The sequence below is a fragment of the Brevibacillus nigriterrae genome (assembly GCF_049846925.1).
GTDB lineage: Bacteria > Bacillota > Bacilli > Brevibacillales > Brevibacillaceae > Brevibacillus_H.
In genome coordinates, this window is record NZ_JBNCMT010000032.1 from 1 (window position 1) to 23,657 (window position 23,657).

The 23,657-nt window shown below is 42.7% G+C and carries 24 protein-coding genes; 20 read left to right on the forward strand and 4 right to left on the reverse strand.

Features of this window, described 5'->3' with window-relative positions; genetic code table 11:
- From kapB to ACPW7N_RS20500, 6 genes are all read left to right on the forward strand, one after another.
- Window positions 1-355, forward strand: a 355-nt coding sequence (kapB, locus tag ACPW7N_RS20475; RefSeq protein ID WP_425653083.1) for a kinase-associated lipoprotein KapB, incomplete at its 5' end; no start/stop codon positions are given.
- Window positions 356-561: 206 nt separating this feature from the next.
- Entirely contained in the window at window positions 562-732 is a 171-nt protein-coding gene (locus tag ACPW7N_RS20480; protein WP_425653084.1) for a hypothetical protein, read from the forward strand.
- Window positions 733-1,111: 379 nt separating this feature from the next.
- Window positions 1,112-2,197: a hypothetical protein gene (locus ACPW7N_RS20485; RefSeq protein ID WP_425653085.1), complete on the forward strand. Its 1,086-nt coding sequence runs from the start codon at window positions 1,112-1,114 to the stop codon at window positions 2,195-2,197.
- A 135-nt stretch (window positions 2,198-2,332) separates the two neighbouring features.
- Window positions 2,333-2,851: a hypothetical protein gene (locus ACPW7N_RS20490; protein WP_425653086.1), complete on the forward strand. Its 519-nt coding sequence runs from the start codon at window positions 2,333-2,335 to the stop codon at window positions 2,849-2,851.
- A 76-nt stretch (window positions 2,852-2,927) separates the two neighbouring features.
- A complete protein-coding gene (locus tag ACPW7N_RS20495; protein WP_425653087.1) occupies window positions 2,928-3,395 on the forward strand; it encodes a hypothetical protein in 468 nt (155 codons plus the stop codon).
- Window positions 3,385-4,455, forward strand: a complete 1,071-nt coding sequence (locus ACPW7N_RS20500; protein WP_425653089.1) for a phosphodiester glycosidase family protein — start codon at window positions 3,385-3,387, stop codon at window positions 4,453-4,455. The genes ACPW7N_RS20495 and ACPW7N_RS20500 overlap by 11 nt, the downstream gene beginning before the upstream one ends.
- Window positions 4,456-4,534: 79 nt before the next feature.
- On the opposite strand, the gene ACPW7N_RS20505 is transcribed toward ACPW7N_RS20500, so the two are convergent.
- A complete protein-coding gene (locus tag ACPW7N_RS20505; protein ID WP_425653091.1) occupies window positions 4,535-5,749 on the reverse strand; it encodes a branched-chain amino acid ABC transporter substrate-binding protein in 1,215 nt (404 codons plus the stop codon).
- Between the two features lie 233 nt (window positions 5,750-5,982).
- On the opposite strand from ACPW7N_RS20505, the gene ACPW7N_RS20510 reads away from it, so the two are divergent.
- Window positions 5,983-6,819, forward strand: coding sequence for a LysM peptidoglycan-binding domain-containing protein (locus tag ACPW7N_RS20510; protein WP_425653093.1), 837 nt, complete (start codon window positions 5,983-5,985; stop codon window positions 6,817-6,819).
- Window positions 6,820-7,000: 181 nt separating this feature from the next.
- Window positions 7,001-7,333 carry a DUF4870 domain-containing protein gene (locus ACPW7N_RS20515; RefSeq protein WP_425653095.1) on the forward strand — a complete coding sequence of 111 codons (333 nt, stop codon included), beginning with the start codon at window positions 7,001-7,003 and terminating at the stop codon, window positions 7,331-7,333.
- A 60-nt stretch (window positions 7,334-7,393) separates the two neighbouring features.
- On the opposite strand, the gene ACPW7N_RS20520 is transcribed toward ACPW7N_RS20515, so the two are convergent.
- Window positions 7,394-7,609 carry a hypothetical protein gene (locus ACPW7N_RS20520; protein ID WP_425653096.1) on the reverse strand — a complete coding sequence of 72 codons (216 nt, stop codon included), beginning with the start codon at window positions 7,607-7,609 and terminating at the stop codon, window positions 7,394-7,396.
- Window positions 7,610-7,807: 198 nt separating this feature from the next.
- Between ACPW7N_RS20520 and ACPW7N_RS20525 the strand changes: the two genes are divergently transcribed.
- The 5 genes from ACPW7N_RS20525 (at window position 7,808) to ACPW7N_RS20545 (ending at window position 15,581) form a co-directional block, all read left to right on the forward strand.
- Window positions 7,808-8,566 carry an NUDIX domain-containing protein gene (locus ACPW7N_RS20525; RefSeq protein ID WP_425653098.1) on the forward strand — a complete coding sequence of 253 codons (759 nt, stop codon included), beginning with the start codon at window positions 7,808-7,810 and terminating at the stop codon, window positions 8,564-8,566.
- Window positions 8,567-8,594: 28 nt separating this feature from the next.
- Entirely contained in the window at window positions 8,595-9,149 is a 555-nt protein-coding gene (locus ACPW7N_RS20530) for a cysteine hydrolase family protein (RefSeq protein WP_425653099.1), read from the forward strand.
- 209 nt (window positions 9,150-9,358) lie between these two features.
- The gene (locus tag ACPW7N_RS20535) at window positions 9,359-11,566 is read left to right on the forward strand and encodes a GDYXXLXY domain-containing protein (RefSeq protein WP_425653100.1); all 2,208 of its coding nucleotides are present in this window, start codon (window positions 9,359-9,361) and stop codon (window positions 11,564-11,566) included.
- A gap of 96 nt (window positions 11,567-11,662) precedes the next feature.
- Entirely contained in the window at window positions 11,663-14,107 is a 2,445-nt protein-coding gene (gene leuS, locus ACPW7N_RS20540) for a leucine--tRNA ligase (protein ID WP_425653102.1), read from the forward strand.
- 184 nt (window positions 14,108-14,291) lie between these two features.
- The gene (locus tag ACPW7N_RS20545) at window positions 14,292-15,581 is read left to right on the forward strand and encodes an NCS2 family permease (protein ID WP_425653103.1); all 1,290 of its coding nucleotides are present in this window, start codon (window positions 14,292-14,294) and stop codon (window positions 15,579-15,581) included.
- 42 nt (window positions 15,582-15,623) lie between these two features.
- Here the strand turns inward: ACPW7N_RS20545 and ACPW7N_RS20550 are convergent, their stop codons facing one another.
- Window positions 15,624-15,896 (reverse strand): Mpo1-like protein, encoded by a 273-nt coding sequence (locus ACPW7N_RS20550; RefSeq protein WP_425653104.1) that lies wholly within the window; start codon window positions 15,894-15,896, stop codon window positions 15,624-15,626.
- Window positions 15,897-15,937: 41 nt separating this feature from the next.
- Here ACPW7N_RS20550 and ACPW7N_RS20555 point away from each other — a divergent pair, with 41 nt between their 5' ends.
- Together ACPW7N_RS20555 and ACPW7N_RS20560 are read left to right on the forward strand one after the other, a co-directional pair.
- The gene (locus ACPW7N_RS20555) at window positions 15,938-16,837 is read left to right on the forward strand and encodes an Ig-like domain-containing protein (RefSeq protein ID WP_425653105.1); all 900 of its coding nucleotides are present in this window, start codon (window positions 15,938-15,940) and stop codon (window positions 16,835-16,837) included.
- Between the two features lie 93 nt (window positions 16,838-16,930).
- Complete coding sequence (locus tag ACPW7N_RS20560; RefSeq protein WP_425653106.1) at window positions 16,931-18,535, forward strand: MDR family MFS transporter; 1,605 nt, start codon at window positions 16,931-16,933, stop codon at window positions 18,533-18,535.
- Here ACPW7N_RS20560 and ACPW7N_RS20565 read toward each other — a convergent pair.
- On the reverse strand, window positions 18,532-18,861 hold the full coding sequence (locus ACPW7N_RS20565) for a rhodanese-like domain-containing protein (RefSeq protein ID WP_425653108.1): 330 nt from the start codon (window positions 18,859-18,861) through the stop codon (window positions 18,532-18,534). The genes ACPW7N_RS20560 and ACPW7N_RS20565 overlap by 4 nt on opposite strands.
- Before the next feature lie 204 nt (window positions 18,862-19,065).
- Here ACPW7N_RS20565 and trhA point away from each other — a divergent pair, with 204 nt between their 5' ends.
- The 5 genes from trhA to ACPW7N_RS20590 all read left to right on the forward strand — a co-directional run bounded on the left by trhA (window position 19,066) and on the right by ACPW7N_RS20590 (window position 23,645).
- Entirely contained in the window at window positions 19,066-19,719 is a 654-nt protein-coding gene (gene trhA, locus ACPW7N_RS20570) for a PAQR family membrane homeostasis protein TrhA (protein WP_425653110.1), read from the forward strand.
- A 111-nt stretch (window positions 19,720-19,830) separates the two neighbouring features.
- Entirely contained in the window at window positions 19,831-20,793 is a 963-nt protein-coding gene (locus ACPW7N_RS20575; protein WP_425653111.1) for a hydrogenase small subunit, read from the forward strand.
- Window positions 20,794-21,002: 209 nt separating this feature from the next.
- On the forward strand, window positions 21,003-21,962 hold the full coding sequence (locus ACPW7N_RS20580) for an ABC transporter permease (protein ID WP_425653112.1): 960 nt from the start codon (window positions 21,003-21,005) through the stop codon (window positions 21,960-21,962).
- On the forward strand, window positions 21,946-22,890 hold the full coding sequence (locus tag ACPW7N_RS20585; RefSeq protein WP_425653113.1) for an iron chelate uptake ABC transporter family permease subunit: 945 nt from the start codon (window positions 21,946-21,948) through the stop codon (window positions 22,888-22,890). Before ACPW7N_RS20580 ends, ACPW7N_RS20585 begins: the two co-directional genes overlap by 17 nt.
- Window positions 22,887-23,645, forward strand: coding sequence for an iron ABC transporter ATP-binding protein (locus ACPW7N_RS20590; protein ID WP_425653114.1), 759 nt, complete (start codon window positions 22,887-22,889; stop codon window positions 23,643-23,645). The genes ACPW7N_RS20585 and ACPW7N_RS20590 overlap by 4 nt, the downstream gene beginning before the upstream one ends.
- The last annotated feature ends 12 nt before the right edge of the window (window positions 23,646-23,657 follow it).

Genomic DNA, 23,657 nt, shown 5'->3' on the forward strand with positions numbered 1-23,657 from the left:
GGTGGCTTCCTTCAAATCTGGAGAATATATTGCAGAAGTTCTCGACATTATTGGACCAAAAGTGTTGATTCAAACATTAGCAGTACATAAGTTTCCTCTTCAGGGAGACCTCCATCATCCGTATCAGGCAAATGTACCAGTTTTTCACCAACGCAAAGCACTTTCCTATAGAGAGCGTGTGATGGTTCCACAAAACACGATCATCCCGTTTAACGGAGAGGTTCCTGATTATACAGATTCACTGAAGAGTGCGTTGGAAGCTGACCTGCAAGAGTTCCGATCTAGATCAGGGAAATGGGAAGAGATGGCTGTTACAGCCTTAGAAGAATTGAAAAAAGAATACTTCCCGAAGTAATGTCAAGAAAACCACCTTGTTTTGAGGTGGTTTTTTCTATTTCCGAACTTTTCCTGGGAAAGCGCAGATTCAGACAAAAGACGCATATAACATCTGATCTTGTCGTAAAAAGACAGAATATTCAGCTTGTTAGAAGTACGGCAACTCTATTATTCTAGTTGTATATTCTACTAATGGATCTGGAATCATAGGAAGGAGCAAAGGACATGTCCATCGAACGGAAAGAAATTATCAACATACTTCAGGGTGAGAAGGAAAGATACGACCAACTGATCGAAAACAGTAAGAATGAAGAGGAAATCAAAATGCTACAATCACTTTTGAATCACATTCTGTTCAAGTTAAAAATTCTTGAAATCAAAAACCACGCCTCCTAGAAATTTCAAGAGAGGAACAAACAAATGGAAGGTTCCAATTGGTCACAAATCGTCGTTATTCTGATCGCTATATTCTTGCTTGCAGGTGTTGCCTACTATATTTATAAATGGAGATGAGGGAGCTGTTGGGGCTCCTTTTTTGTGTGGGCAAACACCTATCTGAAATCATCAGAATATACTTCATTATCCCGATAAGAAGTTCAAAAAGTCCGGGAAACATAGCGTTCGAATTTCTGCGTTGCGTTGCCCCTCCGCTGCTCACGTAGACTCACCTACGTTGCGCTGCTCGGTTCTTCCGCGCCTTGAACTTCGAGGCTCTGTTTGTCCTCCTTTTTGAACAAGATCCTCATGGGAAAGCAGTCTGTTAGGAGTGAATCTGATGACAGCAAGGCATATTTTTGCGTCAGGCAACACAGCAAGGGGCTACTTTGATCTTTATGACTCCGTTTTGCAAAATGTAGAGCTTGTTCATTTTCTGATTGGAGGTTCAACATTTGCCAAATCAAGAGTCATTCAATCAGTGGGAAATCGTTTGGAGGAAAATGGAATACCCGTCGAATATATTCATTCCCCGATGCACCATGAACAGTTGGAAGGGCTCGTGTTACAAGAGCAAGGAGTTGCAATCGTTGATGTCCTTGCACCACGCCACTGGCAACCCAGAGCGATTGGGGTAATTGAACAATATGTCAGCATCAGCAAAGCGTTTAACCATCTGGAACTTTCGAAAAAGATCAACAATATTAGACAAAACAATGAGAAGATGAGAGCAGCCAAGCTGAAAGCGTATGATACTTTTGCTCATGCCCTGCGCATCCATGATGAGTGGGAAAAGTACTTTATTTCCAATATGGATTTTGAAAAGGCAAATCAAGTGACGAAAGAAACGATCTCGCTTCTCGTCGGTTACCAGCAAGTCGGTGCAAAGACACAAGCTCGGGAAATGTTTTTTGGAGCGGCTACACCAAGTGGCGCTGTTGATTTTATTCAAAAGCTAACCGAACATGTTCCGAAGCGATATTTCATCAAAGGCAGACCGGGCTCAGGAAAGTCGACCATGCTCAAGAAAATTGTAAGCGAAGCAACCAAGCTTGGCTTGCAGGTAGATGTCTATCACTGTGGTTTTGATCCCAACAGCTTGGATATGGTGGTACTTCCTGAAAAGGGTTTTGCTATTTTTGACAGCACCGCTCCACATGAGTATTTTCCTGATCGAGAAACAGATGAAATCATTGATATGTATTCACTGACAATCAATCCAGGGACAGATGAAGAGTACGCAACACAAATAAAAGAAGTCGCCGAGCGGTATTCGAAGGCAATGAAACAAGCGACAGCCTACCTGAAAGAGGCACAAACGTATTTCCTGCAAAATGAACAAATCTATGAGAACTGTCAAAATGCCGAACAGCTTGAAGCGATCGCAGAAGACATCACTTCTTCCATCTTGTCAACAGTTTCATAATAAAACAGACGATTTCCATCTGAAGGAGGACTCCAATAGGGAGCCCTCCTTTTGTAGTGTGCAGTACTGGAAAGATTTGTTATAATAAGTTCTGTGCATTTTCCCGGTAACTATCGTGCAGAAAGGAGTAGGTAAATGAAACATCATACACTTTGGATGTTAATCAATATTGTGATTCTGCTCGTATCTGTTGTTGTTACATGGTTTATCCGCCCACATGATTCACAGTCAGAAGTTTTTGGGGTGTTTTTTGCTCAGGTAAGTTTTATTCTTTTTTTAATTAATGCAAACATGTATTTCATTTTTCTCGTCATTCGCAAGTCGCCCGATCGGGATGTTAAAAAAATGTTTGCAGCGCTTTCGAGACGAGTCATGCGAGGGCATGTTCCATTTGCCATCGTTGGTACCATTCTCATTCTGATCCACGCAGGTGTCATGCTGCAAACAGCAGGGGTGGTGCTCGGTCTTACACACCCTAAAATAGTGACTGGGTTCACGGCACTTGGCATTCTCGCTGTCACTTTATTTGCAGGTAATTTGCGTCGCAGACGTGCCTCTGGATTTCGCAGGAAGTTTCATTTGGTTGTGGCCTTAACCTTTGCAGCGTTCATGTTGCTCCACTTGTTAACACCAATTACTGCCAAGTTTTTCTAAGGTCGTAATAAAAACAAAAATAATGATATAATAGAAGTCCTTTCAACAGAGGAAAGGGGATAGGAGGTTTGTTGTCATGAGTGAACAACAAATTCTAGAAGAGAAATATAGAAAAAGAGAGAATAGAAGTATTGGAAAAAGTGTCACCAAAAACATTGCAACGAGTGATCGCAAACGAATGATGACAATCGGACTCTCTGTTGCGCTTTGGGTAATTCTGGTTGTCGGAGGATTTTTCATGGCGAATCAGTACGTCCAGGATACCCAGAACTACATCGATCAGCGTTTAAATCAGATCGAGGCAACTAACCAGGAACAAATGAATCAGGTGGAAAAACAGATCGAGTCAGTACATGATGAGATTTCCAATATTCATCAGGGACTAGCCTATATCGATGAAGAATTGAAGCTTACGGGTAAAACAATCGGTGGTTCTGATAAAACCAAACAGGCGCTGCAACAACGAATTGACCAGCTTAACACACAGCTTGTTGAGTTGAAAGCTTCGCTCAAAAAATTGGAGGAAGCAACTCGTGCATACTAAATTGCATGTATTTCTTTTATTTTTGATAGCGCCTATTCTTGGATTATCATTCGCATTTTATCAGACCAATCCCGTACAAAGCTTAGGCGACCAACGATTACAAATACCCGTCACACAAACATTGAATAAACTGGACTCGATGTCCGAGCAATTGGAAGAAACAGATGAAGTGATTTCATCAACAACGGAGTCACTCGAGCAATTAAAAGGCAAAGCAACTTCAGAAAAGAAAGAGTTAGAGCAACAGAACAAAAAGGTTAACGACTTGCTAACCACGAGTAAAACAACTGTGAAACAATCAGGAGAAGTATTGGACCAGATTCTCTCTAACATGTTAGGAGAGCCTATTGGACAAACCTTTACGGACAATGCCACGGTCAAAGTGTATTCTCTAGAAGAATCAGGCTATCGTGGCTACATGGCAAAAGTCCGCCTGAAAAACCCGAATGCTCTGAAGGTTGTACTAGCTAATGATCGACTTGTTAGCAAAGGAGAAACGACCAGTCATGCCGGAAAAAGAACGGGAGCTATCTTGGCGATCAATGCAGGTGGTTTTAATAAGGATAGCAAAGGCTATCTCAGTCCGATTGGTATTACAGTAGTGAATGGGCAGATCAAGACCTTCTCTGACAACAAAAATGTCAGCTTCGTCGGATTCAACAACCAGGGCAGGCTTGTAGGGGGCAAAATCAGTTCCCAAGCTGAACTGAAGAAAAAAGGTATTTTACAGGGTGCCAGCTTCCTGCCAACCTTGTTAAAGGACGGGAAAAAACAACCAATTCCTCGAGAGTGGGCACAGGCACGACACCCGAGAACATTAATTGGTCACTTTGATAATGGAGATCTGTTGCTAATCGTCATTGACGGTCGCCGCAAAGGCTGGAGCGGTGGTGTTACTTTGGAAGAGGCCCAACGAAAACTGCTTGAATTCCATGTACGTGATGCCTACAACCTGGATGGTGGCGGTTCTAGTGCGTTCTACTATAAAGGCAAAGTGTTGAATCGACCATCAGACGGAAGAGAGCGTCCAGTTATTAGCAATATTGTAATTACACCTTAGTGAACTAAGCCGAAACAATAGGAAAAGCCGCTGGCGTTTATGCGCCAACGGCTTTTTTGTTGTTGCTGTGGGAGAGAGCTTACTTTGCCTCACCAAGGAATTTCTTACCAGTGCCTTCATATTTGTACGCATATACCGCAGCGTATTTGTTATCGCCTTTTTCATCGAAGGATACTTTTACGAATTGACCTTGGAAGTCAGAGATTTTGTGTACAGCATCCAATACTTGCTCACGTGATGGTTTTTTGCCACCGTTTGCTTTGATTGCTTCTTCCACACCGTGCAGGATTACGTTCATAGAATCAAATCCATAGGAAGTGAAGATACCGGATTTTTTGCCAGATGCCTTTTCGTATTCAGCAACCCATTTCTTGCCTTCTTCTGTAGAAGCTACATCGTCAACAGTTGACGTGTATACAACGCCTTCCACCGCAGGGCCAGCAATCTTAGCCATATCAGCAGAATCAAGACCGTCGCCACCCATGAAAATACCTTTGTAGTTTTTCTCACGAGCTTGTTTTACAAGGATTCCACCTTCAGCATAATATCCACCGAAGTAGAGCAGGTCAGGGTTTTTACCAACAACCTGGTTGATTACAGCACTGTAATCTTTTTCACCTGGAGTGATCCCTTCGAAACCAAGAACTTGTACACCATCTTTTTCTAATTGTTGTTTCACTTGGTCAGCCAGGCCTTGTCCATAAGCACCTTTATCATGGATGATGAATGCAGTTTTCACGCCAAGTTGGTTTTTCGCATAGATAGCCGCTTTGGAACCTTGTTGGTCATCACGAGCACAGATACGGTGAACGGTCTTTTTGCCATCATCCGTCAATTTGGAACCAGTGCTGGATGGGGATACCATGACCAATTTTGCTTCTTCGTATTTTGCAGAAGAAGGAATGGAAGAACCAGTTGTAATATGACCCATTACAGCAAGTACGTCAGGGTTAGAGATAACCATCTCTGCACTAGCAACGCCTTGCTTCGGATCTGCCTGGTCATCTTGTTTTAACAATTCTAGATCAAAACCAAGCTTTTTGAACTCTTCTTTTTTCAAGTCAAGCGCATATTGAGCACCAGAGATTGCAGAGTCACCGTAGTCAGAAGCAGAACCAGAAAGCGGCCCAATACCTGCGATTACGATTTTACCACCCGCACCGCCAGCACCGCCTGTATTTTCTCCACCGGATTGTTGAGGTGCAGGAGTGCTGGTTTGGCTACCACAGCCTGCCAGAGCAGTACTTAGTGCAACTACAGAAGCAATACCAGCAAAAGTTGATTTTTTCATCATATTAATCTCTCCCCTTTTTCTTTAAAAATAAATAATTTTCAAATAATTCTGATACAACACATTTCCTATGCTATTAAATAGTTTTGTATGGAAAGTAAGTATCTTCGGCTCTTTTCTTATTTTAATGAAAAATGAAAAAATTGCAACAAAAATAATATTGGTAATTCAGAAAAATAAATTTATTTGCAAATAACATATACAAACTAGAGATAGTATAGAATTTCCAGAGTTTTTTGCTAAAGGCATACAAAATTCAATCTGGGTTCACAATACTAGCGAACAATACCGAAAAAGGGGATATTCTTATTTTTACATTAAAGAAAAGAAACACCGAATTCGCTTTGGAGACAGGCAGTTATCTGGAATCGATCGTCAAGGTAACGTCTGCAAAAATCATGCTGGGATCTATGCTTTTGTTTACAATTCCATTATCGCCTGCAGAAGCACATGTGCAAGCGAACCCAATTTACCCATCAATCAGCTACACAACACATCAGGTAACCCAAGGAGATACGATCTGGACAATCAGTGTACAATACGGTGTTCCGATGAGTGAATTGCTGCAGAAGAATCATTTGACGATGAATTCAAATTTGAGCATTGGACAGAAGCTATCTATCCCTGTTCATTTTGTGCCTACCAAACCAGTGATCACACCGAATCATGGGGAACTGCTCAATTGGTGGACAGAAGCGCAATATGTCTTCACCATTGGTAAAACGGCAAAGATTATCGATTTTCAAACAGGCAAAACATTTTATGTGAAGAGAACGATTGGAGCCAATCATGCTGACTGCGAACCACTTACAGTAAAAGATGCAGCGATGATGAAGGAAGTGTGGGGAGGGGCTTATTCGTGGAAACTACGGCCTGTGCTTGTAGAAATAGATGGAAGAAAGATTGCGGCATCGATGGCATCCATGCCACATGGGATTGAATATATTACGGATAATCAGTTTACCGGTCATTTTGACATTCATTTTCTAGAAAGCACCAGGCATAAGGACGGAAAAACTGACTGGAAGCATCAGCACAATATAAAAATTTCCGCAGGGTTGCAATCACTTTAAATGAGCAATGTTCTAAGGAGGTTACAACAGACATACATAAGTAATGAAGCATACATTCTTGTTTCCTCCCACATATCCCCGCATCCATTCTGCAATACTCCCTATAGCAAAAGGAAGTTCTCTACATATTTATAAAAGGGGGGATTCCATTTTACTCTTTTATGATAAGGGGAGTGATCGAATGCAAGGGCAGTACTCACCCAAGAGTGATCCTGCTGATGTAGAGAAGAACAAGGTTATGGCATTACTATCCTATCTGATCTTCTTCATCCCTTTGTTAGCTGCAAGAGAGTCTCCGTTTGCCATGTATCATGCGAACCAAGGACTTATTCTATTTTTAGCTGCGCTCTTTATTAATGTAATTGGAACCATCATTCCGATTATTGGCTGGTTTATCCTCATTCCAATCGGAAATTTACTCGTTCTAGTCTATGCAGTCATGGGAATTATCAATGCGCTCAATGGGCAAACCAAACCACTGCCCTTGATTGGAAAATTCCAGTTAATAAAATAGCTGCCGATTGTCTCGGCAGCCTGACTCCCACCCAAAGAGGGCGGGAGTTTTTATTTAGAATCAATCAACATTTTCCTCAAGCACAGAATGCAAAAATTGATACAAATTCTTCATTTCGAAGTAACTCAGAGTAATGCTTCTCGCAGGCTTGTATCCATCCTTATCGGAGGTATCAGATCGGAGTAGAACAAGTGTCTCGCTGGCGCCTGTAAACGTGGCTGTCAAAACTTGCATTCCGTGGTCGTTCAAGACAGCAGATTTTGTCTTGTTATTCATGTTACCCCTCCATATAGACATGCATTTGTAATGTAATGTATTCTGCATAGTATCAATACATGCCAGTTATCTGAATGGTTGTGAAAAATGTAAAGATAGAAACAAGATATTCGAATCGATATTATTAAATTGACATTATTGAATCGCGCCTATAGCATTGGGGATATATGTCATCAATATGAATTAAAGGTGATGGGTTTGACAACATATCGTACTCCTGAAGGGCTTTCTATTGATATATGCATTTTCACAATTACCTCAGAAAATAAAAAGAGTGTCACGAAATCATTGCCACGACGTGAGTTGTCTATCTTGCTCAAGCAGCGCAAAGTCCCCCCTTTTAAGGATTTGTGGGCAATTCCTGGTGGTTTTTCAAAGGAAGATGAAACACTGGAAGAAGCCGCGTTCCGAGAACTGCAAGAAGAAACAAATTCGGGACAAGAGGTTCATATTGAGCAACTGCAAGCCTACTATTCCCCTGGTCGTAACCCGAGAGGCTGGATTCCTTGTGTCGTTTATGTGGCATTGATAAACGAAAACCTACTTGCCAGCCAGGAAGCGAGGGACGAAGCTGCCGCTGTCAGGCTCTTTCCTGTATCTCAGGCTTTGCAGATGGAGCTTGCATTTGATCATAACCATATCCTTGCCGATGCAGTGCGACACGTGCAACAGAAAATGATGACAACTACCATTGCCAAAGAGTTGTTGAATGAAACATTTACTATCGGCCAGTTGTACCAGGTAATCCAGACCGTCGTGCCTGAATTTCAGGAAGAAAAGCCAAACTTCATCCGTAAAATGGTTTCAACCAAGACGAGGAAAGGATTGTTGGAAGAAGTGCTGGATGAAGAGGGGCTGCCGCTATACTCGGATCAGTTTTCCCAGCGAAAAGCCAAACTGTATAAATTTAGTAATTACCAACCTCATTTATCGATTTATAACTCATACATCTATTAAACAGGTACTTACTTGAGGAGGAGAGAGAATGACGAAAGCATTGCTTGTGATTGATTACACGTATGATTTTGTAGCAGATGACGGGAAACTGACATGCGGGAAGCCAGCGCAAAAAATCGAGCATCGAATCGTAGAACTAGTGGATCAATTCTTGAATGAAAATTATTGCGTTGTTCTTGCGGTTGACGGACATGAGGAAAATGATCCTTATCATCCAGAGACGAAATTGTTTCCTCCCCATAATATTTTTGGAACGAAAGGCAGGGAGCTCTATGGCGATCTGCAGCAGATTTATGAACACAACAGGCAAAAGTTGGTCTGGATGACCAAAACACGCTACAGTGCTTTTGCTGGCACCGATCTGGAGATCATGCTTCGGGCAAGAGGGATCAATGAGGTACACCTGGTTGGGGTGTGTACCGACATTTGCGTCCTTCATACAGCAGTTGATGCCTACAATCGAGGATACACCATCGTTGTACATGAAGATGCCGTACAAAGCTTCAATCCTGCGGGACACGAGTGGGCATTGCAGCATTTCACAAATTCACTGGGGGCAATTGTAATCAAGCAAGAGGGATAGAGCATGTGCGACGAGAAACTTGCACTCCATAATTGTCCTAAGGAAAGGAACCCATGCTCACGCATGGGTTCAAGAGCAACCAACCAAATTCAAATTTCTCAAAAACAAAATGAACAAATTGGCATTTTCTTGCAAAAAGTCATTTGTAAGTTGTAGGATGGTTCTAGGAGCAGGTATTTTTTGTGCGAAAAGAAGGGGGGTTGAGCGTTGTGAGGGAAAGAGGCATACAAACAGGTTATGTAATGGGAGTTGCAGCACTGCTTTCCTCCATTATTTACTTCTTTGCGGCAAACTGGGGCGGGCTTGATCGTTTTGGAAAAATCGGGTTAAGTGTGGGTTTGCTGGTCATGTTTTATTTAGCATCTTTCGTATTGGGATGGTTTAGTAGACGTAACTTTTTGACCAATATCCTGCTTTTGTCAGGCTGTATTGCCTATGGGGTAAGTACTGCTTTATTAGGCCAAATTTACAATTCACATGCAGATAGTTACCTTCTTTTTCTGATTTGGCTTATCCCTGCGTTGCTATTATCGGTGATTACCCGTTTCCAGACGTTTTATGTCCTGAGCTTCTTGTTAACCCAGTTAACCATGTGGTTCTATCTGTTTCCATCATCTGTTCGAATAGATAGACCGGAGACAGAGTTGATGCTTTATTTGCTTGGTGCAGCTTTGGTAAACGGTTTCGTTTTTCTGATAACCGAGCTTGGCCGCATCCAATCAGAAATTCTCAAATTTTTAAGTTTTTTCATCGGACAATCCATCCTGTTGATCTTGGCAAATACTTTGGTATTTGAAAGCTATCAAGTGCTAAGCAATGTTCTGTTTGTGGCTGTCATTTTGGGTGAGATCTTCTATTTTTTACGATTTTCAGTGCAAAAGTCATATGCGATGCTAACCGGCTTGTTTGCTTCTTTTTACGTCATATCCAAGTATATTGAACTCGCGGCAGAGCATTACTCGGAGCTGTTTTTTCTCTTCGGGATTTTCTTTTTCATCATCATCTTATTGCTCAATTTGGCTTTTCTCCGCTTCGTCCAAACCTATCATGCAACGACCAACGAAACGGAAGAAGTTGAACAACCGAAGGGGCGTGTCAAGCGAGATAGTGGTTTACTTGGCCATGTAGTAAGCATCTCGTTTACTGTCGCAGCCATTTTTATCGGGATTATCTCCATTGTCGGATTCACGATGATGATCTTTGAGTCTGAGCTTACCTTGCTGATCATATCGTTCTTAATGCTGGTTGGAACTTTGCTTCAGAAAAATGCACAAGCTCCTGTTCGGTATACTTTCTTGACGACGGGTCTCGCCATCGGATTAATAGGTAGTGGAATGCTTGAGGCAGGTTACATAAGTTTATGTTATGTAATCTTGTTGGGAGTTTGTTGGGTCAAAGCAAATAACATTGTGGAGCGAGTTCTCATCTATTCCACATTTGCGATTCAAATACTCCTTCTCTTCTTTGAGTTTGACTGGGAGCCTTACCTTGTGATTATGGGGGCAGTACTCATTCACGCGGGTTTATTCATCCTTCACCTGGTTTCAAAAGATAACCGATTCCTAAGCAACTTGAAAGAGCTGAGTTATCTGTTTTTCCTTGGGTTTTTCTTTGTGCTTACTTTTATGCGGGAGGATATCTCTCATTTTCATCTTACAACGAATGTATTGTTCTTTATCGTAGCTACACTTGCTGTATTTATCTTTTTGCGCAACCATCAAAGGTATTTCTTCGCAGTTAGCTTAACATTCTGGTTCTTGTACATTGTCTACAAGTACTATGATGTGTTTTGGAGCCTGTTGCATAAATCCATTACGCTGCTGTTTGTAAGTGCCCTGTTTTTGTTCGGCACATATGTTTACGAACGAAGGGGTCAACTCATCCTTGATTCAGCAAAGAGCATTATTCAGCTTAAAAAACTACCGATCCTCCTTGCCATTGTCATTCAGTTTGTGTTTATTGGGACACAAATCGTTAAAAGTGAAACGATTTTAGCAAAAGGTACAGAAGTCACACTTTTGCTTGCACCAATTGATCCTCGATCGCTATTACAGGGAGATTATGTGAGATTGAATTACGAGATCTCCTCTCCTGAGGGCTTGATTACTGTAAAGGAGGATTTCCTCCAGCGTGAGAAGGTTCAGGCTGTGTTACGACCAGACAACAAGGGAGTTTATCATGTAGAAGAATTGTTCCGCTATGGTGAGCGCAAACCGTCGGATACCGTCTTTATCAACGGTGTGACAACAGGCGGTCAGCGAGTGATTTATGGTATTGAGAGCTTTTTCATTCCCGAAGGTTCAGGCCGGATCGTCGAGGAGAAAGCAAAATATGCGTTAGTCCGGGTTGCTAGTAATGGAGATGCCATCCTTGTACGTCTTCTCGACCAAGACAGAAATGCCATCATGCTGAAATAACGGGTTGTTATAAATTTTTTTTGGTAATAATAGAGAAATTCGTTATAATCAATTGCATGTAGAGGGTTTTTAAAGGATGAGGGAGGGTTTTTTAGCATGTCGTTGGAGCAGACACAGACTATTCACCAATACGATCACCGCAAGATCGAAAAAAAGTGGCAGACTTATTGGGAAGAAAACAAGACATTCAAAGTAGTTGAAGATCCAACCAAGAAAAAATTTTATGCCTTGGATATGTTTCCGTATCCATCAGGAGCGGGTCTGCATGTAGGTCATCCTGAAGGGTATACGGCGACTGACATCGTTTCACGATATAAAAGAATGAACGGGTATCAGGTTCTTCATCCAATGGGTTGGGATGCGTTTGGGTTGCCAGCAGAGCAACACGCACTCGATACGGGAAAACACCCAAGAGACATCACCAAACAAAATATCGACAACTTCAGAAGACAGATCAAATCATTAGGATTCTCTTACGATTGGGACCGTGAAATATCAACAACGGATCCTTCATATTACAAATGGACACAGTGGATTTTCCTCCAGTTGTACAAAATGGGGCTTGCCTATGTTGATGAAGTGCCTGTTAACTGGTGCCCTGCTTTGGGAACAGTGCTTGCCAATGAAGAAGTAATCGACGGCAAGAGTGAGCGTGGGGGACATCCCGTCATTCGTAAACCGATGAGACAATGGATTCTGAAAATTACTGCTTACGCAGAGCGTTTGCTCGAAGACCTGGAAGAAGTGGACTGGACAGAAAGCATCAAGGACATGCAACGCAACTGGATCGGCAAATCAGAAGGGGCCGAGCTTGACTTCCCGATTGAAGGTCACGAAGCGGCATTAACAGTATTCACAACCCGTCCGGATACATTGTTCGGTGCTACCTATTGTGTAATTGCCCCTGAACATAAACTGGTGGAACTCATTACGACTTCAGAGCAAAAAGAAGCTGTCGAGGCATATGTCAAACAAGCGGCAAACAAGAGCGACCTGGAGCGAACTGACCTCGCGAAAGACAAGTCAGGCGTATTTACAGGTGCCTATGCGATTAATCCGGTAAATGGTGAAAAGCTTCCGATCTGGGTGGCAGACTACGTATTGGTAAGTTATGGAACGGGTGCTATTATGGCAGTTCCAGGTCATGATGAACGGGACTTTGAGTTCGCTACGAAGTTCTCTCTTATGATTAAAGAAGTAGTTTCTGGAGGCAACGTGGAAGAGTCTGCATACACCGGTGACGGACCACATGTCAATTCAGACTTCTTGAACGGTCAGGATAACAAACAAGCAATTCAAACGATGATTGAATGGTTGGAACATAATAATAAAGGGAAGAAAAAAGTAACGTACCGCCTGCGTGACTGGTTGTTCAGCAGACAGCGTTACTGGGGAGAGCCAATCCCGATTCTTCACCTGGAAGACGGAACCATGAAGCCGGTTCCAGAGGATCAACTGCCGCTTTTATTGCCAGAGGTTGATTCGATTAAGCCTTCTGGTACAGGTGAATCTCCGCTTGCGAACGTTTCAGATTGGGTGAATACTATCGATCCTGAGACAGGAATGAAAGCTCGTCGGGAAACGAATACCATGCCACAATGGGCAGGCAGTTGCTGGTATTATCTGCGCTATATTGATCCACACAACGATCAGGAATTGTGCTCTAAAGAGAAACAACGCTACTGGATGCCAGTTGATCTATACATTGGTGGAGCCGAGCATGCGGTGTTGCATCTGTTGTACGCTCGTTTCTGGCATAAGGTTTTGTATGATCTTGGTGTGGTTGATACCAAAGAACCATTCCAGAAGCTGGTAAACCAAGGGATGATTCTTGGCGAAAACAACGAAAAAATGAGCAAATCTCGTGGCAATGTCGTAAATCCAGACGATATCGTAAATGAATTCGGTGCCGATACGCTTCGTGTGTATGAGATGTTCATGGGTCCATTGGAAGCTTCGAAACCTTGGAATGCGAATGGGGTAGAAGGTAGTAACCGATTTATCCAACGGGTATGGAGACTGTTTGTTCAACCGGATGGAACACTCTCGAACAAAATTACTGATGATGAAGGTAGCGAATCGTTCCTGCGTACCTTGCACAAGACAGTAAAAGCGGTAACCAATGATATGGAACACCTGCGATTCAATACGGCGATCAGCCATTTGATGGTGATGATGAACGAGGCGAACAAAGAAGATCAGTTGCCAAAAGCAGCGATGGAAGCCTTTGTTAAAATGCTCTCTCCAATTGCACCTCACGTAGCAGAAGAATTGTGGAGTCTGTTGGGCCATTCAAATACCGTGGCTTACGAGGCATGGCCTACCTACGATGAAGCGTTAACAGTAGATAATGAAGTAGAAATCGTTATCCAGGTAAATGGAAAAATCAAGGATCGCCTGTTAATTGCTGCAGATGCGACAGAAGATTATATGAAAGAAAGCGCTTTGGCTCTAGAAGCGGTGAAAGAAGCAATCGAAGGAAAAACGATCCGTAAGTGCATCATTGTTCCGAAGCGACTGGTCAATATCGTGGTAGGATAAGCAAGAACGCAAAACTAGCGGGTAAATGGAAAGAGGATGCCGAGTAGGATGGCATCCTCTTTTTTCAGTCTAAAAAACAGTGGAAAAATAATTGATTCATTTGTCTCGTGTGGTATAATGCAATCTGGTGCTTTTTTGTAAAGCGCGGGTGGGAGAGGGATGACAGAAAAAAGAAGGAGTTTCATTGCGTACCAGTTTGAACCAACTATTTCGGTTGAAGGAGCATCAGTCTTCAGCGAAACAGGAAATGCTAGCAGGTGTTACTTCATTTTTCACGAGCGCGTACATTATGGTGGTCAATGCCATGATTCTCTCAGATGCAGGCATACCACTTGAAGCAGGAGTCATTGCGACGGCACTAACTTCATTTATCGGTTGTGTCATCATGGCTTTCTGGGCGAATTCACCCATTGTTCTGATTCCAGGAATGGGGATCAATGCTTTCTTCACGTATACCATCGTGCAATCAATGGGGTTGTCCTGGCAGAGCGCACTGGGAGCCGTATTTGTTTCAGGGCTCATCTTTACTTTTATTGCGTTGACAAAATTTACCCATCTGTTGTCACAGGCCATACCGCAATCGCTGAAAGATGCGATAACTGTAGGAATTGGATTGTTTCTTACGTTTATCGGTTTGCAAAAAGGCGGCATCATCGTCAAACATGAATCAACGTTTGTTGCATTAGGTAATTTGGGTAGTACTCATGTAATCATTACGTTGATTTGTCTCTTGATCGCATTAGTTCTGTTCGTTCGAAATGTGAAAGCTAGCTTTCTGATCAGTATGCTCATCGGCACAATCCTGGCGATTGCAACCGGAGAAGTCAGCACGTCATCAATTACGTGGGAATCGTTTCATTTTACGACGTACGCTTCGGTTTGGGGAGCATTTTCTTTCGCTGATTTTGTTTCCTTGTCGTTTTGGATTGCTTGCTTTTCCTTGCTGATGATTATTGTGTTTGAGAACATGAGCCTCATTCACGGTTTGCTGCCTGATCAGTCGAAATTTACTCGCAGTTATCGGGCGACAGCAGTCACTACAGTTGTATCCGGCATTTTCGGCACAAGCCCGACTGTCGGTTCTGTAGAAAGTGCTGCAGGGATTAATTCGGGAGGAAGAACTGGGCTTACCAGTATGACGACAGGGGTTTTGTTTTTACTCTCTGTATTTGTCCTGCCTTTCGTGAAGTTGATCCCGGATAGTGCAGTAGCACCCGTTCTGATCATTATCGGCGCATTGATGATCCAGCATATTCAAGGAATTCCGCTTCATGATTTCTCGGAAGGATTTCCTGCTTTTCTCATCATTGCCCTGATTCCTTTAACTGCCAGCATCGCTGATGGAATTGCATTCGGATTTATTGCCTATCCGATCTTAAAAATAGCATTAGGCAAGGCGAAGGAAATTCCGGCACCATTGCTCCTGATTTCCAGCCTGTTTTTCCTGAATTTCTTGCTTCATTTTACAGTTTAAATGAACAAAAACAGCTACCTTCGTATGGGGTAGCTGTTTTTTCTATTCATCAGTAGGAATTTGATGACGCCGATACTCTTGTGAAAGTTTCCCCAGCAACATGCACAGATACATACGGAAGTCTGCTCGAAGGGACCACAATGGGTAGCCAAATGTGGCCGGTTTGTTTCCCTCGATAAAGAAATGGCTGTACCAGGCAAGGTCGTAATATTTTAAATATTCTTTCATGTGATAAGAGTGTTGCATGAAGACCCGTCCAAATAGAAAATCCGCTCTTGCCCATGAACGTGTGAAATGGATTGAAATATACTGCAATTATCTCCAATGAATTGGAAAGGAGGGGAATTCTCTGCCCGATGAACCGGTCATTGGAAACATACACCACTACGGAAGAAACAACGTTACATGGGCAATTGCCAATCGTTCAAATGGAAGAGGGGAATTGCAGGTATCTCTTAATACAGCAACCTGTCTCAGGGCAAGCGGATTTGAATGAGCAGGGAGCGTTCTCTTATACTCCCAATGAGGGCTTTTCGGGAACGGACCAGTTCATTGTAGAGCTCATCGGAGTGAATACATGTTGTTCCACGACTATTCTCATACATGTTACCCCTGCACAAGATGATCAGGATTTTCAGGAAACTGCCATCATAACTACTGAAAATACTACATTCAAAGGTTGTTTGGCGGGTAAATACCGAGGGAAGTCTTCTTATCGTTTCAGTTTGGCCTCTTCCCCAAGGAATGGGTCAGTTATCCTTAGCGATGACGGGAGCTATATATACACTCCTAAAAATTGTTACTGCGGAAATGATTCCTTCACTGTTTTTGTGACAGAAGATAAAGATAATACAGAAGAGGTGCAAGTAAAAGTAACGATTACTTCAGGTGATAAACCATTCCAGGCAGTTTCAACGAAAAGACCAATGATTGTTTTTCCTGCTCCCATAACCATCACAACCAGAAAGCGAAAAAACCCGATCATCTTTGCGCCTGAAATAACGATTACAGAAGCTGGCATGTCTGTACAAGGTAGGGTTAGCAGCAAACATCGACGGAGGTTGCGCAGGTCCTATCAATTGCATAAATCACCTGCAAATGGATTCGTCTTGTTAAGGAAAAATGGTCATTTTCTATACGTCCCGGCACCAGGTTTTGTGGGAAAAGACTATTTTGTTGTGATCATCTCGGATCGCCTCGGTAATTCACTGATTACACCAATCGAAATTGAAGTATCAGATACGGAAGAGGAATAGATGAGGATGGGTGTCTCCCATCCTTTTTATTTTTGAGTAATGCGTGGCGAAGCTGGGAAAAAATATAAGGGCAAATAACGAAAGGGTGATGTTATGAGTGTAAAAGAAAAAACATCCACATCCGTGTCATTTTCAAGTGAAAATACCAACCGTGGAATCCTGATCACCGGGCTCATCGTTGCCATGTTATTTGCCTCTCTGGATAATACCATCGTGGGTACTGCGTTACCTCGGATTGTAGGGGAACTGGGTGGGTTGGGTGTGATGACCTGGCTTACCACGGCGTATATGCTCAGTTCTACTGCTGTGATTCCCGTAGCAGGCAAGTTGGCTGACATGATCGGTCGCAAGTCTGTTTATCTGACGGGTCTAGTCATTTTTATCGTGGGCTCTGCCTTATGCGGAACGTCCGAGACCATGGGACAATTGATCGGGTATCGAGCATTGCAAGGGATCGGTGGAGGGGTCATGATGCCAATGGCCATGATCATTGTTGGAGATATTTTCACAGGTGAACAACGAGCGAAATGGCAAGGAGTTTTTGGAGCTGTCTTTGGGTTGTCATCCATCATTGGTCTGCAAGTTGGGGGATGGATTGTTGACTCTCTGAATTGGAGATGGGTGTTTTACATCAACCTGCCTGTGGGTGTTTTAGCTATGGTATTTATAGCGATTGGACTAACCAATCAAAGACAATCGGAAAAAGTGACAATCGATTATGCCGGTATTGTCACCATGATCTTGGGTGTGATCAGTCTCTTGTTGGCGTTAACGTTTGGAGGCAAGGATTATCCCTGGACATCGTGGCAAATCATCTCACTTTTTCTGTTTTCTGCAATTATGATTATATGGTTTATCCGCATTGAACAAAAAACATCGGAACCGATTCTTCCGATGTCATTATTTGCGAATAAATTATTTTCGATTTTAAGCAGTGTTGGTTTTCTCATGTCAGTCGGCATGTTTGGGGCAATTATGTTTGTTCCGTTGTACATGCAAGGAATTCTCGGTGTGAGTGCAGCCGATTCGGGAACGGCCATGTTTCCGATGATGATAGCGATGATCGTGGCCAGTGTCATTGGAGGAAGAATCGTTTATAAAATTGGGTTTCGTCCACAAATAATTGCTGGCATGATTACGATGGCTATCGGTTTCTGGTTGTTGTCGACTATGCAGCTTGACACCTCTGAGTACGTAGCGATGAGTTATATGGTTGTGCTGGGTCTTGGGATGGGGCTTGTCATGCCCTTGCTTACCTTGGCACTGCAAGAGTCTTTTCCTAAATCGGAATTAGGTGTAGTAACCTCTTCCAGTCAATTTTTTCGTCAGATCGGAGGAACCTTTGGGATGACGATCCTGGGAGCGGTCATGAATCATCATTCAACTACTTTGTTATCAAATCAGCTAGTTCCGTTACTGGAAGACTTACCCCCGCAAGCAAGCGAGATAGTAACTGAATTTGAGTCGATGATCCAGACGAACCCCCAAGGGATGTATTCCATACTGTTAAGCCCAGAGACAATGCAACAAATACCCGACGAAATCAAGACGATTTTGCTTCCCATTCTAAAGACATCTCTTGTCGATTCCCTGCACTATGTTTTTCTTTATGGATTGGGCTTCATCGTGTTGGGAGCGATTCTGACGCCGTTCATCTCAGTTAAGCTGACTCCAAAGAGCAAACAAGCGAGCAGTTAACTGTTTTCTTTCCATGCGGTAAGACCACCTTCGAGTGAGAGGGCCTGGAATCCTTTTTCTTGCAGGAACGCTGCTGCTTTTTGTGCTTTATTGCCGGAAGTACATACGGTGACGATTGGCGTATCCGAAGGCAGTGAGGCGAGTTGCTTTACTGCTTTTTCTTCACCGTCTCTCATGGCAACAAAGGGGATGTTGCGATTTTCTGTATTCTCCAAAACCAACGTTCCGGTATTGTATTTCTCTTCATCTCGAACATCGAGGATGAGCACGGGTTGGTTATTTTTGATTCGGGCAAGTAATTCTTTAACTGTGATTTGAGTGGACATAAGTATCGCTCCTGTCGAGTGAATTCTTTCCTATACTGGTACTCTATTAGGTTATATACTGAAACTGATACATTAGCGATTGTAACCAATAGTCGCTAGAATGAATAGGCTAATACCTAGAATGGTACGTTACCAATTTACTGGATGAACCGATTGAAATCAAGAAACGATTCGCAGTTATGTAAAAGGAGTTGAAAACGAAAAATGGGTTCTACATTTATTTATTCGAAGAGAGAAGAGATTGCCAATGCAATTACTCATGGCATCGGTATCGTATTCAGTGTGATTGCGCTTGTCCTTCTTCTGCTCAATTCCATACCGACCGGGTCTCTGTGGCACATTGTCAGTCTGACGATTTATGGTGCAACAATGATTCTGCTGTACGTATGTTCGACGCTGTTGCACAGTTTTCCTGAAGGCAAAATCAAGGATTTCTTTGAAATTCTCGATCATTCTGCCATTTACCTGTTTATCGCAGGGACGTATACACCGTTTTTATTTTTGGTAGTGAAAGGCTCTCTTAGCTGGGTCTTGTTTGGCCTTGTCTGGGGTCTTGCTGTATTCGGAGTAGTATTTAAGGCGTTTTTCGTCAAGCGATTTAATTTACTTTCAACACTGGTGTACATTATCATGGGCTGGCTAATCGTCATTGCCTGGCGTTCCTTGGTAGAGACGTTGCCAACTCCTGGCATGACACTCTTAGTTATTGGCGGATTGTTGTATACGATTGGAACGATCTTTTATGTGTGGAGAGCATTTCCGTTCCATCATGCAGTATGGCATATATTCGTACTGGGTGGGACAGCAGTTCACTTTTTTGCCGTATTGTTTTACGTACTTCCTTTACCAATATACTAACTTCGTGAAATTTTTCACATAACGATCACCTTATTCTGCCATCCTGGCTTCCAGAATCAGTTATACTAGGCGTGTACCTACATAAATAGAGAAGTGGGATGGGATCTTGCTATGGAGAGAAAAGAAAGCAAAACCATTTATCAGGAAATAATTGAAGCAGGAATAAGTCGCAGAAAGTTTTTAGACATGTGTTCAGAAGCTGCTGCCATGCTCGCTTTGGATCACTCGCAAACCGATCAGGTCGTCTATGCGCTGGAGACGAGAGAGAAAGTGCCTGTCATCTGGCTGCATATTCAGGACTGTACTGGTTGTTCTGAATCATTTGTACGATCCAATTATCCTTCAACAAGTTCTTTGATTCTTGATACGATCTCGCTAAACTATCATGAGACATTTACTGCTGCTGCGGGAGACGCAACCGAGCATGCGAAAAAGCAGACAATGGAAAAGTACAAAGGGAAGTATATTCTTATAGTAGAGGGGAGTATCCCGTCTCCTGAATTTTTCTTTTCGGCAGGTCAATCCGCATACGAACAAGTGACGGAAGCGGCTGAACATGCGATGGCGATTCTTGCCGTAGGAAGCTGTTCGGCATATGGAGGAATTGCTGCCGCGTATCCTAACCCGACCGGAGCAAAATCACTGAAAGAAATTCTCCCGGATAAAACAGTCATACAAGTGCCAGGCTGCCCTCCGATCCCTGAGGTCATTGCAGGTGTAATCGCCCATTGCGCCATTTTCGGTGAGCCTCCTGAAGTCGATCGCAGAGGACGTCCAAAAGGATACTACAGCAAATCAGTTCACTCGACTTGTGAGCGATTGGATGCGTTCAAAGCAGGGCTTTTCGTGGAATCTTTCGACGACGAAGGTACCCTCAAAGGCTACTGCCTGTACAAAGTAGGCTGTAGAGGAATCACGACTTTTAATGCTTGTTCATCTGTTTGCTGGAACGATGGACTTAGTTTTCCAGTTCATTCTGGTAATACCTGTCTAGGGTGTTCGGAAGAGAACTTCTGGGATACAGGGTCGTTCTATGAACCGATGAAAAAGAAAGCAAAAGCCGCAAGTTCATAAACAAACGAAATGGAACTCTCATGCGAGTAATCGTGTGAGGGTTTTTGTTTTATCAGAAAAAAGTTTTTTATTCAAGCAGAATTAAAACTGATTTTGTCTTGACGAAATAAGTGAGAATGAATATCATCATAGTAGTTATTAGTGAAAATGATTATCATTATCGAATAGCTTTCCCTACCTCTCAGTAAGGAAGCAGAAAAGGAATGGTTATGAAGAAGAGATACCTTTTGCCCCTGCTCGTTCTCTTATCGGTAACTTCACTCTTTGTCGGCGTAAAGAATATTGCGCTTACTGACATTTTTCATTTGACTGAAGACCAGGTAGAGACACTTTTCATAAGCAGATTTCCCCGATTAATCAGTATTATTGCTGCTGGGATCAGCCTCAGTATTAGTGGCTTGATCATGCAACAACTAAGTAGAAATAAATTTGTTTCACCAACGACTGCCGGAACGGATGATTCTGCCAGGTTGGGAATTCTGGTTGCGATGATGCTGATACCTGCTGCCAGCCCGTTGGAGAAAATGGGTGTAGCATTCGTATTTGCACTTGCGGGAACATTGTTGTTTATGAGAATACTCGAAAAGATCAAGTACAAGGATGCCGTATTTATTCCACTCGTTGGATTGATGTTTGGAAGTGTGATAGCGTCTGTTACCACTTTTTTTGCTTATAAGCACAATCTGATTCAGAGCATCTCTTCCTGGTTGCAGGGGGATTTCTCAGCCATCATGAAAGGGCGTTATGAGCTGATTTACATAAGCATTCCGCTTGTCATCATCGCCTATCTGTATGCCAATCGTTTTACCGTTGCGGGAATGGGTGAGGAATTCTCCAAAAACCTGGGTCTTAACTACCAGGCGGTTGTCAACTTGGGAATGATCTTAGTAGCTCTCATCTCGTCTGTAGTGATGCTTACGGTGGGGATTATACCCTTCCTGGGATTGATCATCCCAAACATAGTTACGCTTTATCAAGGCGACAACCTGAAGAAAAGCCTTTCTCAAACAGCATTACTAGGGTCAATTTTCGTTTTGGCATGTGACATTCTCGGGCGTCTCATTATTTACCCGTATGAGATTCCGATTGGTCTCACGGTTGGAGTACTCGGCAGCGGAATCTTTCTTTATATGCTTATGAGGGGAAGGGCCTATGAATCCGAAAGGTAAGATTGGAATTCTTGCAATACTTGCAGCGATCCTTGTTATTCTGTTTCTTTTTGTGAATGTGGGTAGCAATTGGGGATATGTTTTCCCTCGCAGGGTTGTGAAAATCCTGGCGATGATACTGACAGGCATATCAATCGCTTTTTCTACAGCAATTTTTCAAACAATAACCAACAATCGAATATTAACACCTAGTATTCTTGGTCTTGATTCGCTCTATATGTTGGTTCAAACGTTTGTCATCTTTACTTTTGGTTCGATGAGCTTGACAGTAACCAATGCCAATCTGAATTTCCTGCTTTCTGTCGGGATGATGGTACTGTTTTCCGCGATTTTGTATCGGATGCTGTTTCGGGAGGAAAAAAGTCTTTACCTGCTGCTGCTGATTGGAGTTATCTTTGGGACTTTATTCCAAAGCGCAACGACATTCATGCAGGTGTTGATTGACCCAAATGAGTTTCTCGTCGTTTCGGACCGCATGTTTGCGAGCTTTAACAATATTAATTCTGACCTGCTGTTGACATCCTTCATTGGATTGCTGCTTGTATTTCTGTATTTCATCCAATTTTACAAGTATCTGGATGTCCTTTCGCTTGGCAGAGAGCAATCGATCAATTTGGGGATTGATTATGACTACGTAGTAAAACGGTTGCTCATTATCGTTGCCATTCTCACTTCGATCTCGACTGCATTAGTTGGCCCGATTACGTTTCTCGGACTGCTTGTGGTGAATGTGGCTTATGAATTCCTGAAATCCTACCAGCACAAATACCTCATAACTGGCTCCATCTTTCTGGCGATCGTTGCATTGGTCGGTGGGCAGTATCTGGTAGAGAGGGTTTTTTCCTTCACCACAACTATCAGCGTCATTATCAATTTCATTGGCGGTGTCTATTTTATTTATCTTCTTGTAAGGGAGCGAAAGCCATGATCGAAGTGAGAAATGTGTCAAAACGATACGGAAATATACACGTTGTCGATCAGGTCACATTACAAATTGACAAAGGAAAAATCACTTCATTTATTGGTCCGAATGGTGCAGGAAAAAGCACGCTCCTGTCCATGATTAGCCGATTGATCCAGAAGGATAGCGGAGAAATTCTCATTGAGGGTAAAGAGATAAGCGAATGGAAAAGTAATGAGCTTGCAAAGAAAATCTCCATTCTGAAACAGTCCAACCATCTCAATATTCGCTTGACGATCAAGGATTTGGTGAGCTTTGGGCGTTTTCCTTACTCACAAGGAAAACTGACTGATGAAGATAAGAAGTATATCAAGGAGTCCATTCAATTTATGGAATTGCAAGAGATTCAGGACAAATTTATCGATCAGTTAAGTGGTGGGCAAAAGCAGCGAGCCTTTATTGCAATGGTTCTTGCTCAAAATACCGAGTACATCTTGCTGGATGAGCCACTGAACAATTTGGATATGAAGCATTCTGTCCAGATCATGAAAGTGCTGAGAAGGCTGGTCGATGAGCTGGGAAAAACGATCATGCTTGTCATCCATGACATCAATTTTGCTTCCTGTTACTCGGATACGATCGTGGCGCTGAAGGACGGAAAAGTGGTCAAGGAAGGTACGACCAATGAAATCATTCATTCGCCGACGCTACGGGATGTCTATGAGATGGACTTTCAAATTGAAGATATCAATGACAACAAAATATGTGTGTATTACAGCTAGGTTTAAGCTCGA